This window comes from Neorhizobium sp. BT27B, assembly GCF_050455485.1.
Taxonomy (GTDB): Bacteria; Pseudomonadota; Alphaproteobacteria; order Rhizobiales; family Rhizobiaceae; genus Neorhizobium.
Genome location: NZ_JBCIYT010000009.1, coordinates 46035 through 62674, shown reverse-complemented (window position 1 = coordinate 62674; position 16640 = coordinate 46035). Strand labels below are relative to the sequence as shown.

Below are 16640 nucleotides of genomic sequence, written 5' to 3'. Positions count from 1 at the left end.
GCAGCAGGCCCGTATGCGGGTGAAAAAAGGGGAAACCATGAACGACATGCCTGCGCCGCTAAGCTTCAATCCATGGGTGGAACAATTGGCGCCGCCGCCGATCCCGGCCGTGCAGGCAAGTCTCAAATCCTACACGGGAGCGGCCGGCCCGGTCATCGATCTTTCGCAGGCCGTTCCGGGCTACGCACCGCATGACGATCTGTTGCGCTGGCTGGGGGAGACGGCCAGCCGCGCCGATCTGTGCGGTTATGGCCAGATCCAGGGCGAGGCGGTTCTGCGCAATGCCTTTGCGGCCGATCTCAATCTTGCCTATCAGGCCGAGGTGACGGCTGAAGATGTACAGATCACCGCTGGCGGCAATCAGGCGTTTTTTGCCGTCGCGCTGGCGCTGCTGCGGCCTGGCGACGAAGTCATTCTTATCCGCCCCTATTATTTCAACCACGAAATGACACTGCGCATGCTGGGCATCGACGTGAAAGTCGTGGATGCCGACCCGCAGGCCGGGTTCGTGCCGTCGATCGAGGCGGTGGAGGCGGCGGTAACGTCGCGCACCCGCGCCGTTTTCGTGGTCACGCCCAACAATCCGACCGGCGCAGTCTATCTGCCTGCTTTTCTGGATGCGCTTTACGACCTCTGCGCAGCCCGCGGCATATTTGTCATCGCCGACGAGACCTATCGTGATTTCCTGCCGGCTGGTTCCGGACCGGCCCATGCGCTGTTTTCCAAAACCGGATGGCGGGACGGCTTCATCCATCTTTACAGCTTTTCAAAGGTCTTCTGCATTCCCGGCCACCGCCTCGGCGCGATCGTTTGCGGGGGAAAGGCGATGGAGCAATTGCAGAAGGTGATGGACAATTTGCAGATTTGCGCGCCGCGTCCGGCCCAGCATGCCGTGGCTGCGGCTCTGCCGGCCCTGACGGAATGGCGACAGGGCAATACCGCCATTATCGATGAGCGGCGACAGGCCTTTCAAACGGTCATCGATGGTCTGGCTGGCTGGTCCATCGTATCGATCGGTGCTTATTTCGCTTATCTGCGGCACCCGTTTATCGGTCGCGACTCCATGGATGTGACGCGCTGGATGGCGTCGGAATTCGGTATCCTGATGCTGCCCGGAACCTGTTTTGGCGAAAATCAGCAGGGTTTTGTCCGTGCCGCCTTCGCCAATGTCGGCGTCGATGCCATCCGGTTGCTGGCGGATCGTTTGCCGATCGCAGGTGGATGATCGTCAGTCCTGATCCTTGATCCACTGTCCAAGGGCGGCGATGACGGCGAGCCGCAGGCTTGCATTTCTGGCGAGCGCCATCGTCAACGCGCGTCCTTCGGTCGGAAATCCCGCTTCCTTCATCACCAGCGATGGCGACAGATTGCGCGCTTTCATGATGGTTTCAATCCGTTGCACGGTCTGCGGCAGGAGATAGCGGCCATTGGCAATAAGGCCGTGCGCCGTCTCTGCTGCCATTGCAGGTATTGTCGGAGCTATACGGTTGGCACCGATCTGCGTCAGAAACTGCTCGCGCTCCTGCGCATTTGCCTTGCCCCAGGCCTTCACCAGCTTTTCGATCGGCGTCGGCCTGGTGGCAAGTCCTGCCTTGATGAGGGCTTTTTTCAGGGAGGGAATGCGGCCGGAAACCAGCTCGGCATGGATGTCAGGGAAGTCTCTTTTCAGGCGTTGTCCGGCCATGGACTGTCGCTTGCGCGGCTTGGACATCGATACTCCCTGCATGTTCACCGGTTCCCTTTAAGAGGCCATCTGTTCCGAAGCCACACAAAATCTGCACTGGTTCTGCGCTGAAACGGGTTTCCCGCTCGTCTCATTTGAGGATTTTTTAACGTTTTGAGCTGTATGGGCCGAATCACTGGCCTGCATGATGCGGGATCAAAAGGAAGGATTCCTTGTCATGCTTGCACGAATTGTCGTGGCTGCAAGCCTTGCGGTATTTGTCGCCACCCAGGCGCCGGCGATGCTTGCCTCCGGTAAGGAGCCCAGCGCCGCCTTATCGCAGCCCATCTCTTCAACATCCAGACTTGCGAACGATGCGACGCTTATGGCCGGTCGTGATGGTCATTTCGCGGCCAAGTTTGTCATCAATGGCCGTCCTGTTGCCGGCGTCATCGATACCGGTGCGACATTCGTTGCCTTGAGTGAAACGGACGCGCAACACATCGGCATCGATTCGGATGATCTCGTCTACGACCATACGGTCGCGACTGCGGCAGGCGACATCAAGGCGGCCCGTGTGACCTTGGCCAGTCTGACTGTCGGCAATGTCTCGTTGAAAGATGTCGATGCACTCGTGGTGCGCAATGGCGCCCTGCCGACCGCCTTGATCGGCATGAGCTTTCTTGGCCGCTTGTCATCCTATGCGGTCGCCGGAGATGTGATGCGACTGGTCGAATAGGCTATCGCCGGTCATTTCCAATCCCGTGGTGGGGCATGTGGCTTTTTCTGGGAATAGCGTTAACGCTTGATTAACAAATCAGTTACTAAAACGCTAATATTATCCACGCAGCACTCGCGAATCAGTCTTGATGTGCAACGCGTGGAACCAGTTTTTTGATTGCGGCTGCCTGTATGAAATCGATTGCGACGACAGTTCTGTTGATGGGAGCCTTGGCGGGCTGCAGTTCCACCGAGGGCGTCACCCGGTTTCAGCCGACGCGTTCGGTTTCCGCGACAGAAGCACTGGTCTTTCCGCCGCCGGGTGGACCAGCGATCATTGCCGTTGTCGAGCGCCGCTTCCGCAATGGCATAGAGCAGGATATAGCCCTGCGCACGCAATCTTCCGTACCCGGCCAGAACTCGATCAAGGTCAAATTCGTGGGCCCCGGTATCGAGGGCACGAATACCGACAAGACGCTCTCTTCGGCTCGACTGACGGATCTCGCCGTTTCGCGGGAAATGCGCAGCGAGGTACCGGGCATCGCCATGGTGCGCACGCCGAGCTACCTGCAGAACAATTACGGCCCGTTCAGCTATGCGGTGGGCAGGAGCCGTGGCGGCGATACCTGCGTTTATGGCTGGCAGCAGATCCGCTCCAGCCCCGATGCCCGCAATACCCTTCATAACCTCGGCATCATCCAGATGCGTTTGCGGTTGTGTGATGCCGTGCTGTCGGAACAGGCGCTTCTGGCGACCATGTACGGCTACACCATCAATGGCTCGTTCACCGGCTGGCAATGGAACCCTTATGGCAGGACGGATGGCGTCGATCCCAACCTCGGCCGGCCGGGTCATCCGGTCTATCCTGCGGCCGCAGCGATCGACCATTATGCAGCACCGCTTGGTTACGAACCGCAACCGGCGGTGCGCCGTGCCGCGGCTGCGCCCGCCCGCCCGCGGGTGGCACCGGTCCGCCAGGCTGCCCGCACCGTGACGCCGCCGGTTTCGACTGCACCGACCGGCCCCATGGTACCGCTTCCGCCAACGAATTCGTCAATGCCCGCCGCTGCTACGGCAAACGGGCGGCCAGCGATGCAAAACCAAAATTCCATACGGGTGCCGACCCCGGATTGTGTCGGCGGCAGCGGCACGCGCTGCCCATGACAAGACCGATGACGGATCGGATTGAAGTTGCGCCAGACCGGCGCGGGGAGTTCTGAAATGCCCATTCACAAGATCCGCAGCGTCATCGTCTGGATCATTGTCGTTACTGCCGTCATTGCTCTCATCACGCTGCCGGTCAATCTCCAGACACAGCTCATTGCCAGCATCTGCGCGCTCGCCGTGATGGCGATCATCAAGATCCTCAAGGGTGAGGGGACCTGGCGTCTGATCGCGCTGGCTTTCGGCACGGCCATCGTGCTGCGTTATGTCTACTGGCGCACGACCAGCACGTTGCCGCCGATCAACCAGCTGGAAAACTTCATTCCCGGTTTCCTGCTGTATCTCGCTGAAATGTACAACGTGATGATGCTGGGCCTCAGCCTCTTCGTCGTCGCGACACCGCTGCCGCCGCGCCCCTCGCGTGCGGGCAAGCTCGAACATTTTCCGCATGTCGATGTCTTCGTGCCCTCGTATAACGAGGATGCAACCCTGCTGGCCAACACGTTGGCAGCTGCCAGCAGCATGGATTACCCGGCCGACAAGCTGCATATCTGGCTGCTGGATGATGGCGGCACGCTGCAGAAGCGCAATTCTCCGAAACTTCTGGAGGCGCAGGAGGCGATGGCCCGCCACAAGGAGCTGAAACAGCTCTGCGAGGATTTGGGTGTCCATTATCTCACGCGTGATCGCAACGAACACGCCAAGGCCGGCAATCTCAACAATGGCATGCAGCATTCCAGCGGCGAGTTGATTGCGGTCTTTGACGCCGACCATGCGCCGGCACGCGATTTCCTCAAGGAAACGGTAGGCTATTTCGAGGAGCAGGAAAAACTCTTCCTCGTGCAGACGCCGCATTTCTTCATCAACCCGGATCCGCTGGAGCGCAATCTTCGCACCTTCGACAAGATGCCAAGCGAGAACGAGATGTTCTACGGCATCATCCAGCGTGGTCTCGACAAGTGGAACGCGGCTTTCTTCTGCGGTTCTGCGGCGGTTCTCAGCCGCAAGGCGCTGGAAACCACCAATGGCTTCAGCGGCATCAGCATCACCGAGGATTGCGAGACGGCGCTTGAGCTGCACAGCACCGGTTGGCACAGCATCTATGTCGACAAACCGCTGATCGCCGGTCTGCAGCCCGCGACGTTTGCAAGCTTTATCGGCCAGCGCTCGCGCTGGGCGCAGGGCATGATGCAGATCCTGCGTTTCCGTTTCCCGCCGTTGAAGCGTGGCCTCTCGGTTGCGCAGCGCTTCTGCTACATGTCGTCAACGCTGTTCTGGATGTTTCCATTTCCGCGCACGGTTTTTCTGTTCGCGCCGCTCTTTTATCTGTTCTTCGATCTGGAAATCTTCACGGCATCAGGTGGCGAGTTCCTAGCCTATACCCTCGCCTACATGTTCGTGAACCTGATGATGCAGAACTATCTCTACGGATCGTTCCGCTGGCCATGGATTTCCGAACTCTACGAATATGTGCAGACGGTGCACCTTCTGCCGGCCGTCGTGTCGGTGATGCTCAATCCGCGCAAGCCCACTTTCAAGGTCACGGCCAAGGATGAATCGATCGCCACCAGCAGGCTGTCGGAAATCAGCCGCCCCTTCTTCGTCATCTTCGCAGTGCAGGTCATTGCGCTGCTGATCACCATCTACAAGATCTATGCCGAGCCCTATAAGGCCGATGTGACGCTGGTGGTCGGTGGCTGGAATATCATCAACCTGCTGATGGCGGGCTGCGCACTCGGCGTCGTGTCGGAACGCGGCGAGCCGGCGGCATCCCGACGCGTGCGCATCAACCGCCGCTGCGAATTCCGCGTCCACGATGAATGGCATGCTGCCTCCATCGAAGACGTTTCGGTCCATGGCGCACGGGTGAACGTGTTCAACCGCCGCGCTGCCGGCATGGTCAAGGGCGCCGTCGGCGAGATCCGTTTCCAGCCGCATAGCGGCGGCGAGATGGTGACCTTGTCGGTCGCCGTGCGCAATGCCGAATCGGCCGGCGACATCACTACTGTCGGCTGCCAGTATGTGCCGAAATCGGCACAGGATCACCGCATGATCGCCGACCTCATCTTCGCCAATTCCTCGCAATGGTCGCAGTTCCAGGAATCCCGGCGCTACAATCCGGGCATCATCCGTGGCACGATCTGGTTCATCGGTCTGGCGCTCTACCAGACCAGCCGCGGATTGGTGTATTTCTTCCGCAGTGCCCGCCCCGTTCAGGAAGAAAGCGGCGCGAAGGATGCAGCAGGAGCGAAAAACTGATGCGCCGGACCTGCCTTGCTGCCACGCTTTCCATCCTGACCGCGACCTGCGCTTTCGCGCAGTCCGCAGGTTTCGACATGTCGGGCGAACGGCCGGCTGGCGCTGCACCGCCACCGGCTCGCGCCAATTCCGCACCTAGCCAGCAGACCAGTCCTTCGTCCGATCCGGCCGCACCGGTGATGCCGCAGCAGGCTCCGGCCACCGCGCCGCAAATGCCGGCCCAGGCGGCTCCGCCCAGTGCCGCGCCACCGGCTGTGCAGCAGGGTCAGAAAACGCCGCCGAGCCGCGTCGCCACCTCTGGACAGGTTGCGTCGCAGGGGTTTCGCCGCAACATCATTCCTGCCGCATCCATGGTTCTGGAAGGCGAGCATGATAAGCATTCCTGGTCGGTCTATGTCACGCCCGAGCAGGCCGGCAGCCCGGCACGTTTCAATCTGGGTTATCAGAACGCCGTCGTTGTGGCGCCGGAAGCATCGCAGATCTCCGTTCTCGTCAACGATCGCCTCATTGGCCAGCAGCGGGTGACCGCCTCCGAAACGCCCGGACAGGTGTCGTTTGCCGTGCCGCCGGGGCTCTTGCAGCAGGGCGTCAATGTCGTCACCCTGCGCGCCGACCAGCGCCACCGTACCGATTGCTCCATCGCCTCGACCTATGAGCTATGGTCGAATATCGATCCGGCCAGCACCTATCTGGCTTTTAACGGCGCCTTGGCGACGCGCCTGTCGAGCATCGACGCGCTGCGCGCCATCGGGGTCGACGAGACGGGTGCGACGACATTCAACATGGTTGTCCCCTCGCTCGATCAGCCGGGCACATTGAAGCCCATCCTGCGACTTACCCAGGGTCTTTCCGTTCTCAGCGGTATGCCCAGCCAGAAATTCGATTTCCAGACGGATCGCATTACAGCTTCTGCCTCCGGCAAGCTGACGGTGCTGGTGGGGACCGCGGCCGAGTTGCAGCCGCTTTTCCCCGATCTGCCGTCCTCGGCCACCAGTGCGCCGATTGCCACATTCGTGGATGACCGGCGTACAGGGCAGCCGGTGCTGGTCATCAGCGGCCCGAACTGGCAATCCATCGCTTCTGCCGTCGATTCGGTTGTTTCGCCGGTCGATCGACCGCTCAGCGCCCAGCGCAGTGTGCTGTCGACCCAACGCTGGTCGGCGCCCGATGCGCCCATGCTATTTTCCGATGCCACCCTCAGCTTCGCACAACTGGGTATGGAGACGCTGGAATTTTCCGGCCGCCGCGTTCGTTCCGGTTTCAAGATCGGTGTTCCGGCCGATTTTTATGCGCAGGGTTATGGCGAAGCTACCATTCTGCTCGACGCGGCATACTCGCAAGCGGTGCTGCCGGGCAGTCAGATCAATGTCTATGTCAACGGCAATATCGCTTCCACCGTGCCGATCACCACCTCGGGTGGCGGCATTCTGCGGCATCTGCCGATCCGTGTGACGATGCGGCATTTCAAGCCGGGCGTGAACACGGTGGAGATGGAAACGGTGCTGCGCACGCAGGAAGACGAGGTTTGCGCACCCGGCGCTTCGGCCTCCACCACGCCGCGGTTTGCCATGTTCGATACGTCCGAATTCCAGATGCCGGATTTCGCCCGCATCGGTCAGCGGCCTGATCTGTCGAGCATGGTCGGGACCGGATATCCCTATAACCGCGGTGACGATGCGACACCGCTGTTCATGGACAGAATCGATCGCGATACGCTTTCAGCCACCGCAACATTGCTGTCACGCATGGCGCTGATGGCGGGGCGGCCGCTGGCAATCGATCCCATCGCTTCCGCCAATGCCGCCGGAGACCGCGATGCGATCTTTATCGGCTCCGTCACGCAAATGCCGGTAACCGTCCTGTCGCAGGCCAATATCGCGACCACCAGTCAGGCGGCATGGCGGCCGACGGCAGGAGCCACGGCCGAAAACGTCAATACCGGCGAAGTGTTCGACCAATGGCGCGACCGCGTCAGTGGCGGCAATTGGAACGGACAGATTTCGGCCTTGCAGGAATGGCTGCAGCGCAATTTCGATATATCGCTCAAATCGTTCCGGTTGTTTCCCGGCAATGAAGAGCCCTTTGCGCCGTCCAACGCCGCGACCTTCATGGTTGCCCAGGGGCTAAGCCCCTCGGGTACCGGCAGTTGGACCGTGGTGACGGCACCTTCCTCCGCCGACCTCGCCGATGGTGCACGCGTGATGTCCTCGCAGGAATTCTGGCCGCAAATCACAGGTCGTATCACGACCTATTCGTCGCGGACGGGACGGATCGACAATGTTGCGGCCGAAGGTTTTTCGTTCGTTGCGCCGACGGATAACTCCATCTGGAATTACCGCCTGATCGCTGCCAACTGGCTGTCCACCAACGTGCTCTATTTCGCGGCACTGTTTGCGGCCATGACATTCCTGATCGGCATCACCACGGCAGGCCTGCTCTCCAATATCGGGAGGCGAAAATGAGCTTTGATCGCCCACGTCTTGCCTGTGCTGCTTTTTTTCTGGCGATTGCGATGTCGCTTACGGGAGGCAGTGTGAGCATGGCGCAGGCGGCGGGCGTACCGGCAGCGGAATGGGATGCCTACAAGGCAAAATTCCTCGATGGCAGCGGGCGCATCATCGACAACGGCAATGGCAATATCAGCCATAGCGAGGGACAGGGCTACGGCCTGATCCTTGCCTATCTCGCCAATAATCCCGCCGATTTCGAACAGATCTGGTCCTTCACACGCACCGAATTGCTGTTGCGCGATGATGGTCTGGCTGTGTGGAAATGGGACCCGCAGGCAAAGCCGCATGTGATCGATACCAACAACGCTTCCGATGGCGATCTTCTGATCGCCTATGGTCTGGCGCTCGGTGGCGCCGCGTGGAACAGGGCCGATTATACCGTGGCCGCCAAGCGTATCGCCCGCACGCTTCTGAAAAGCGCCGTTGTCGACAATGCCGGCCGCACCGTGATCTTGCCGGGGCTTGAAGGTTTCGGGCGGGATGACCGTGAGGATGGCCCGGTCATCAATCCATCCTACTGGGTTTATGAAGCCTTGCCGATCATGAACATGCTGGCGCCTTCCGATCGCTGGCAGAAACTCGGCGATGACGGGCAGACGCTGTTGAAGGCCATGCGGTTCGGTCCGCGCCGTTTGCCGGCAGACTGGGTCAGTATCGCGCGCCAGCCGAAACCGGCCGACGGCTTTGCGCCGGAATACGGCTATAACGCCATCCGAATTCCCCTCTACCTTGCGCGTGCAGGCATCACGGATCGGGCTTTGCTGACCTGGCTTGCTGAAGCGACAACGGCATCACCCGGTGCCACGGGGACGTTCGATGTCACGACGGGGCAGGTGAAAGACACGCTTTCCGATCCCGGCTATCGTTTGGTTAACCATCTTGTCGCCTGTGTGGTAGACGGTAAAAAGCTGCCGGATGATGTTCGTCGATTCGAACCCGTCCTCTATTATCCGTCCACGCTCCAGTTGCTGGGCCTGGCCTTCATCGCAGAGAAGCACCCGGAATGCCTATGAGAAAGGTTCTTGCGACAGCAGTGGCAGTCATCGCCGTGGCGGCAGCCGTCTACGGCCTGAACGACCCGAATGCGCTGCGCGACCGTTTCGCCTCTCTCGAGAGCGGGCAGGAACAGCCTGCGCCAAAACTCATGGTCATGGGTCGTGTGCGCGGCCCGGACGGTCTGCCGGTCGGTGCGCCGGGTATAGATTTCCATTCCGGTCCCACCGGTTCGACTGTCGAAGCACCGTTGCAGCTGTCTCAGGCAGATACCGTTGCACCTCCGGTACAGGCACCTGCGACATCTTCTAATACCGCGCAGGCGCAAGACAGCCGCCCCCAAGTCGATGAAAGCGCACTTCGCTATTTCGCGGCGAGAAACGATCAGGCTCGCCTTCAGGCAGAAATTTCCCGCCTTCGGACACTTTATCCCGACTGGATGCCGCCCAGCGATCCACTGGCGGTGCCGCAGAATGGTGATCCGCAGATCGAGGGCATGTGGCGGCTTTATGCCGACGGGCGTTTTGCAGAATTGCGCAAGGCGATCGCCGATCGCCGGACGGCTGAAGCCGCCTGGCAGCCGCCGGCCGATCTGCTCGAGCGGCTGGAAGTCGCCGAGGCGCGTGCGCGTCTCGTCAATGCATCTGATCTCAAGCAATATCAGACGGTCGTCGAAATCGCGGCTCAGACATCGGCGCTCCTGACATGCAGTGAAGTCGATGTTCTCTGGCGCGTCGCCGAGGCCTTTGCGCAGACAGATCGGGCAGGACGCGCGAGAGATGCCTATAATTATGTCCTGAAAAACTGCACCGTGCCGCCGGAACGGTTGGCAACGGTGCAGAAGGCATCGGCCGTGCTTGATTATGCAGGCATGCAGGATCTGCTGTCATCGGAGCATCGCAACGAAGACGGCTCAGGCGAGTTCGACAGCCTGCGCGACGATCTCTCCCGGCGTTTTGTCGCCGAGGCAAATGAAGATCCGAAAATGCGGATTGCCGACGCCTATGTGACGCGCGTCGAAAAGCTTGCGGCCGATGGCACACTTGCATCCGACGCGCTGCTTGCCGGCTGGTATCGCCTGCGACGCGAAGATACCGGTGCTGCCGAAAAATGGTTCCGCATGGCCCGCGAACGTGAGGATTCCGCCTCGGCCTCGCAAGGACTGGCGCTTTGCCTGATTGCAAAAAAGTCTCCGCAGGAAGCTGAGGATGTGATGTATCGCTGGCGCGACGATTCCACCGACGCCAAGAACACCTATATGGCCGCGACGGCCAATCTGCTCGCCATCATGCCGCCTCCGGTTCTGGCCGAGCCGGTGCTGCAGCGTATTGCCGCCGAGGTTATCGATGCCAAGGACGCCGCCTCCGCACAGCAGTTCGGCTGGTATGCCCGCAACTTCAATCAGCCGCAGACAGCGGCTCGCTGGTTCGAGACGGCGCTGTCGTGGAAGCCGGATGACGAACCCTCCGCGTATGGGCTCGTTCTGTCGCGCAACCAGCTCAACGACCGCGCCGGCGTCGCCGCCGTGCAGCGTCAGTGGCAGGGCCGTTCCGTGCGCATCGCCAATCTCGGTGAAACCACGCAGGAAACGCTGGCCGCCCAGCAAATTGCGCAGCAGGGCGCTCAGGTGCCAGTTCAGCAATATATGACGCAACAGCCATACCCGACACAGCAATATGCGGTTCAGCCGGCTCAACAGCCCGTCGCTTCAAGACCGGTGCCGGTCCTGCCCACCAATGCGCCTGCGCCGTTCGCGCAGAACTATGCGGCTCCACCGAGAACGGCCGCCGCCGTCAATGTATCTTCGCGCGGTGCAAGGCCGCAGCGCGGTTGTGCGACCACCATCGATCCCGAAGGTCTGGCGCCGGGCGCAGCCGTCACGCGCGGCTGGTGCCTGATGGAGCTTAACCGCCCGATGGAGGCCGCCGATGCCTTCGGTGTCGCCCTGAAACGCGGCTCCGGGCAGGTGCGTGAGGATGCGGCTTACGGCCAATCGCTTGCCTATCTACGCGTCGGCTTGACCGACAATGCCGCAGTGGCCGCAACCCAGGCGCCGCTTGCCCGCAAACGTGCATCCGAACTGCAGGTGGCGATTCTTTCGAACCGCGCCACCGCAGCGTTCGATGCAGCCCGTTACCGCGATGCCTTGCTGTTTCTCGATCAGCGTGCCCAGCTGGAAACCGAACGCGTCGACCTGATGGTGATGCGCGGTTATGCCTATCTCAACATGCAGCGTTACGCCGATGCCATGACGGTTTTCGAAGCGGCTGCGCAGACCGGCAACCGTGCCGCCCTGCGCGGACTGGCCGATACCCGCGCCGCCCGCAACAACGATTACTGAGGCATCGTCCAGGGTGATGGCGCGCATTTGCGATTGCGCGCTTTCCCTCTCTGGTTTTGTGTTTTCCGACTTCCTATCTTGCTGGTAACCGATTGACGCCGACCGCATCGACGGACGGCGAGACATACCGTTGGAGACGAGAGGAAACATGACCGAGACCGCTGCAGAAAAGACTGTCGAAAACCACGCCTTCGAGGCAGATGTCGCCCGCCTCCTGCATATGATGGTCCATTCGGTCTATTCCGACCGCAATGTCTTCCTGCGCGAACTGATTTCCAACGCCGCCGATGCCTGCGAAAAGCTGCGTTACGAGGCGATCACCGATTCGTCCCTTGCTGCGGGAGACGGCGAAGGCCGCATCACGCTGACGCTCGATGAAGACGGCAAGCGCCTCATCGTCGAGGATAACGGTATCGGCATGAGCCGCGCGGAAATGATCGAGGCGCTCGGCACGATCGCCCGCTCCGGCACACGTGCTTTCATGGAGCGCATCGAGGCGGCGAAAGCTGAAAAGAGCGAGCAGGGGGCGCAACTGATCGGCCAGTTCGGTGTCGGTTTCTATTCCTGCTTCATGGTGGCCGACAAGGTTGACGTGGTGTCCCGCCGAGCAGGCGGTAACGAGGCCTGGCGCTGGTCGTCCGACGGCAAGGGAAGTTATGCCATCGATGCGGTCGATCTTGCCGATGCGCCCGCGCGCGGCACGTCCATCACCCTGCATCTGATGGAGGATGCCAGCACCTATACCTCGCGCTGGACCATCGAAAAGATCGTCAAGGATCAGTCCGGCCATGTGCCGGTGCCGGTCCTGCTGGTTGAAAAGCCCGGTGCTGAGCCGTTGCGCGTCACCGATGGCAGCGCTCTGTGGACGCGCTCCAAAAACGAGATTTCTGCGGAAGAGTACACGGATTTCTACCGCAGCCTTTCCGGCCAGTATGACGAGCCTGCGCTCAACGTGCATTTTCGCGCCGAGGGCCGCCATGAATATACGACGCTTGCCTTCGTTCCCGGCTCGCAGCCTTTCGATATGTTCGATCCAGACCGCAAGGGCCGGATGAAGCTTTACGTCAAGCGCGTCTTCATCACGGACGATGCCGATCTCGTGCCGCGTTACTTGCGTTTCGTGCGCGGTCTGGTCGATACGTCCGATCTGCCGCTCAACATGTCGCGCGAGATGATCCAGGAAAGCCCGATCCTCTCGGCAATCCGCAAGGGCGTCACCAGCCGCGTGCTGACCGCCATCGAAAAGCTGGCCGAAAACGACGCGGAGGCTTTCGCAAAACTCTGGGAAAATTTTGGGCCGGTTCTGAAAGAGGGTATTTACGAGGATTTCGAGCGCCGCTCGCAGCTTCTGGGCCTTTCGCGGTTTCGTTCGACGTCCAGCAGCGAAGGCTACCGTTCACTTGCCGATTACGTCCGCGATGCCAAGGAAGGGCAGCAGTCGATCTACTACCTCACCGGCGGCAATCTCGAGCAGCTGAAGAATTCCCCGCAGATCGAAGGTTTTCGCGCCCGCGGTGTCGAGGTCCTGTTGCTCACCGATTCGATCGACAGTTTCTGGGTGATGAACGCACCGGAATTCGAAGGAAAATCGTTCAAGTCGGTCACCCAGGGAGCAGCGGATCTGTCGCAGTTCGCAAAGCCCGAGGGTGAGGAGGCCGCGAAAAAGCCGGAGACCACGGCTGTCCTCGATGATCTGATTGCCTTTGCCAAGCTGCGTCTGGCCGATGCCGTTTCCGATGTGCGTGTTTCGGACCGGTTGACCGAAAGCGCCGTATGCCTTGTCGCATCCGAAGGCGGTTATGACCGTCAGCTGGAAAAGATCCTGCAGGGTGCGGGTCGCATCGAAGGTTCAAGCAAACCTGTCTTGGAACTCAACGCCGATCACGGACTTGTGCGGGCCATCGCCGCCAAGTCCGATGATCAGGCGCTGCGCGACGACGCTGTACTGCTGTTGCTCGATCAGGCCCGTATTCTCGATGGTGACAAGCCGGAAGAGCCGCGCGCCTTTGCCGAAAGGCTCCAGCGCATTTTCGAACGCGCCTTGAAGTAGGGGATGAAGGTCACGGCTGGTGCGGCCTTGCCACACGACAAGGTCGCGAAAGGATGATAAAACCTGATGGCTGCAATGCGCGAGGCGATTTGCAGCCATAGATTCGGATGTTTATAGACAGCGCCTGACACATGTAGAGACATGGACGTGCACCTGCCGTCCCTTTGACGGCATCCCATGGAAAAAAGTCTTCTCCGTTACATCTGGAGACATACTCGACGGCAGCAGCTGTTCATTCTGGCCATCGTGGCGGCGTCCATGGTGCCGTACTTCCTTGCCTTCGATTTGCCCAAACAGATCATCAACGGCCCCATCCAGGGCGGCGGCTTCGAAAGCGAAGGCGCGACGCAAGCCTATATGGATTTCACCGTCACGCTGCCGTGGCTCGGAAACGTCTTTCAGTTCGACGGTATTCCGCTTGATCGTCTGGAAACGCTTGGCGCGTTGTCCGGTGTCTTCCTGCTCCTGGTCATCATCAATGGCCTCTTCAAATATTACATCAACACCTACAAGGGCCGGCTCGGCGAGCGTCTTCTGCGCCGCATCCGTTTTCAACTGGTCGATCGAATTCTTCGTTTCCCGCCGAGTTACCTGAAAAAGGTGCATGCGGCGGAAGTGTCGAGCATGGTCAAGGACGAGGTGGAACCCTTCGGTGGCTTTACCGGTGATGCCTTCGTGCAGCCTGCCATGCTGGGTGGGCAGGCAATTGCGGCCCTGTTCTTCATCATGGTGCAGAATTTCTGGCTGGGCATGATCGCGGCCACCATGGTGGCGATCCAGGTCGGCATCATACCGAAAATGCGGCACCGGCTGATCGAACTCGGCCGGCAGCGCCAGGTCACGGCACGCCATTTCGCCGGCAAGGTCAGCGAAATCGTCGAGGGCATCGGCACGATCCATGCCTTCGATACCTCGAACTACGAGCGCGCCGACGTTTCTCATCGCCTCGGCCATATCTACAAGATCCGCTACGACCTCTATCAGTGGAAATTTCTCGTCAAGTTCGTGAACAATTTCCTGTCGCAGCTGACCCCCTTTCTGTTTTATTCGATCGGCGGGTACCTGACGCTACGCGGCAATCTTGACGTCGGCCAGCTGATTGCCGTGATCAATGCCTACAAGGATCTGCCCGGCCCGCTGAAGGAACTGATCGACTGGGATCAGGCGCGCCAGGATGTGCAGGTCAAATACGAGCAGGTGTTGGAGGAATTCGACTCGCCGATGATGATCCCGCCTGCCATTCATGCGCTGGCGGCGAAATCCGAAGACAAGTCGCTTACGCCGCTTGCCGCCGTCAATGTCACGATCGAAGACCAGAGCGGCGCGAGAGTGGCGGAAGGTGTCTCGGTCAAATTCGAGCGCGGCGAGACGGTTGCCATCATCGACAATGCCGGCAGTGGCGCTGAAGCGCTTGCCGAAGCGTTTGGCCGTGTCGTCTGGCCGATCTCCGGCAAGATCACGCTTCAGGAAACGGATTTGCTCGAATTGCCGGAATCGGTATCCGGCCGGGCCATTTCCTATTCCGGTGCCGACAGCTATTTTTTCCACGGTACGTTGAAGGACAATCTTCTCTACGGCCTGAAACACGCCCCCACATCGACCGTCACCTATAGCGGTCGTGACGCCACGCAGCGTCGCTGGGAGATGCACGAGGCCCGTATGGCGGGCAATGCCGATTTCGATGTTCATGCAGAATGGCTAGACCGCAGCACCACTTCCGTTCGTCACGGCCAGAAAGATGACCTGAAGAATTCGCTGCTGGCGGCGCTGGATGCCGTCCAGCTGACCTCCGACATCATGGATCTGGCCCTTCACTCCAGCTTCGATCCGGAAATTCATACCGAACTTGCGGCCCGTATCGTCGACATGCGGCACGCGTTGCGCTCGACCTTGGCTGCCAAGGGGCTTTCGCATCTGGTCGTGTTCTTCGAACCCGATCGCTACAATATCGAGGCAAGTGTCGGCGAAAACCTGCTGTTCGGCACCATGCGCCAAGGTGTCGGCGGCGAAAACTCGCTGCTCGACAGTGACTTTTTCTACGACGTGCTGCGTTCTGCGGCCCTGCTGGAACCGCTGTTCGATATGGGCACGGCAATCGCCGAAAACCTTGTCGACATTTTTGGCAGCCTGCCGGAAGACCATCCTTTCTTCCAGCAGATGATCACCTTGAGCGCCGATGAAATCGACGTCTATGAACAGTTGTTGCAACGCTTCAAGGATCGGCCTGAGGGTGTCCGGCCGAACCGCGACGAATTGCGGGCGATGCTGCGCCTGAGTTTCAACTATGTGGAACTACGCTATCGTTTCGGCCTTTTGACACCGGAGCTTTCGGAAAGGATCGTCAAGGCGCGCGACCTGCTGCACGACAAGCTGCCTGCGCATCTCTCCGGCCTTATTGAACGCTACGATCCGCATCGCTATATCGCGCTGGCGAGCCTGCGTGAAAACATCCTGTTCGGCAAGCTCAGCCACCGTATCGCCGATGCCGGTGAGCAGATCCGGGCGGTCGCCTCCGGTGTCATGCATGAGAAGGATCTTTACGCCAGCTTCCTTGGCGTGGGCCTGGAATTCGACATCGGTGCAGGCGGCAGGCGCTTGACGCTGGTGCAGCGGCAGAAGCTGAATGTGGCACGTTCGCTGATCCGCAGATCGGATTTTTATATCTTTAACAGGGCTCTACCTGGCCTCGATCGACGCGTACAAAACGAGATCGTTAAAAACGTAGTAGATTTTCTAAAGGAACAGGATCATGATCCTGCGATTATATGGGTGTTGTCCAACACGTCTCTCGCTCGTTTGTTCAAGAGGGTCGTGGTGTTCGACAGAGGCTCGATCGCAGATGATGGAACATTCGAGACTCTTGAGCAGGAAAGTGGTATATTCAAAACGCTGGTAGCCTAGGAGAGGGCTATCAAGCACAGCTGAGCGGTGGTGACGACT

The 16640-nt window shown here is 60.0% G+C and carries 10 protein-coding genes; 9 read left to right on the top strand and 1 reads right to left on the bottom strand.

Translation table 11 applies throughout. The features are described from left to right. Nucleotides 1-37: 37 nt before the first annotated feature. Nucleotides 38-1225, top strand: a complete 1188-nt coding sequence (locus tag AAIH70_RS22415) for an aminotransferase (protein WP_348639733.1) — start codon at nucleotides 38-40, stop codon at nucleotides 1223-1225. Nucleotides 1226-1228: 3 nt separating this feature from the next. On the opposite strand, the gene AAIH70_RS22410 is transcribed toward AAIH70_RS22415, so the two are convergent. Further along, the gene (locus tag AAIH70_RS22410; RefSeq protein WP_132278738.1) at nucleotides 1229-1711 is read right to left on the bottom strand and encodes a hypothetical protein; all 483 of its coding nucleotides are present in this window, start codon (nucleotides 1709-1711) and stop codon (nucleotides 1229-1231) included. Between the two features lie 190 nt (nucleotides 1712-1901). Between AAIH70_RS22410 and AAIH70_RS22405 the strand changes: the two genes are divergently transcribed. The 8 genes from AAIH70_RS22405 (at nucleotide 1902) to AAIH70_RS22370 (ending at nucleotide 16601) form a co-directional block, all read left to right on the top strand. Continuing rightward, nucleotides 1902-2402 carry a TIGR02281 family clan AA aspartic protease gene (locus AAIH70_RS22405; protein ID WP_245519316.1) on the top strand — a complete coding sequence of 167 codons (501 nt, stop codon included), beginning with the start codon at nucleotides 1902-1904 and terminating at the stop codon, nucleotides 2400-2402. A 173-nt stretch (nucleotides 2403-2575) separates the two neighbouring features. Next, on the top strand, nucleotides 2576-3547 hold the full coding sequence (gene bcsN / locus AAIH70_RS22400; RefSeq protein WP_132278744.1) for a cellulose biosynthesis protein BcsN: 972 nt from the start codon (nucleotides 2576-2578) through the stop codon (nucleotides 3545-3547). Nucleotides 3548-3604: 57 nt separating this feature from the next. Beyond that, the gene (bcsA, locus tag AAIH70_RS22395; RefSeq protein WP_245519317.1) at nucleotides 3605-5806 is read left to right on the top strand and encodes a UDP-forming cellulose synthase catalytic subunit; all 2202 of its coding nucleotides are present in this window, start codon (nucleotides 3605-3607) and stop codon (nucleotides 5804-5806) included. Beyond that, nucleotides 5806-8268 carry a cellulose biosynthesis cyclic di-GMP-binding regulatory protein BcsB gene (locus AAIH70_RS22390; protein WP_132278747.1) on the top strand — a complete coding sequence of 821 codons (2463 nt, stop codon included), beginning with the start codon at nucleotides 5806-5808 and terminating at the stop codon, nucleotides 8266-8268. The genes bcsA and AAIH70_RS22390 overlap by 1 nt, the downstream gene beginning before the upstream one ends. Beyond that, nucleotides 8265-9329, top strand: coding sequence for a glycosyl hydrolase family 8 (locus AAIH70_RS22385; RefSeq protein WP_132278750.1), 1065 nt, complete (start codon nucleotides 8265-8267; stop codon nucleotides 9327-9329). Before AAIH70_RS22390 ends, AAIH70_RS22385 begins: the two co-directional genes overlap by 4 nt. Next, on the top strand, nucleotides 9326-11650 hold the full coding sequence (locus AAIH70_RS22380) for a cellulose synthase (protein WP_132278753.1): 2325 nt from the start codon (nucleotides 9326-9328) through the stop codon (nucleotides 11648-11650). Before AAIH70_RS22385 ends, AAIH70_RS22380 begins: the two co-directional genes overlap by 4 nt. 148 nt (nucleotides 11651-11798) lie before the next feature. Further along, nucleotides 11799-13700 carry a molecular chaperone HtpG gene (htpG, locus tag AAIH70_RS22375; protein ID WP_132278756.1) on the top strand — a complete coding sequence of 634 codons (1902 nt, stop codon included), beginning with the start codon at nucleotides 11799-11801 and terminating at the stop codon, nucleotides 13698-13700. Between the two features lie 177 nt (nucleotides 13701-13877). After that, nucleotides 13878-16601: an ABC transporter transmembrane domain-containing protein gene (locus AAIH70_RS22370; RefSeq protein WP_132278759.1), complete on the top strand. Its 2724-nt coding sequence runs from the start codon at nucleotides 13878-13880 to the stop codon at nucleotides 16599-16601. Nucleotides 16602-16640: the final 39 nt, after the last annotated feature.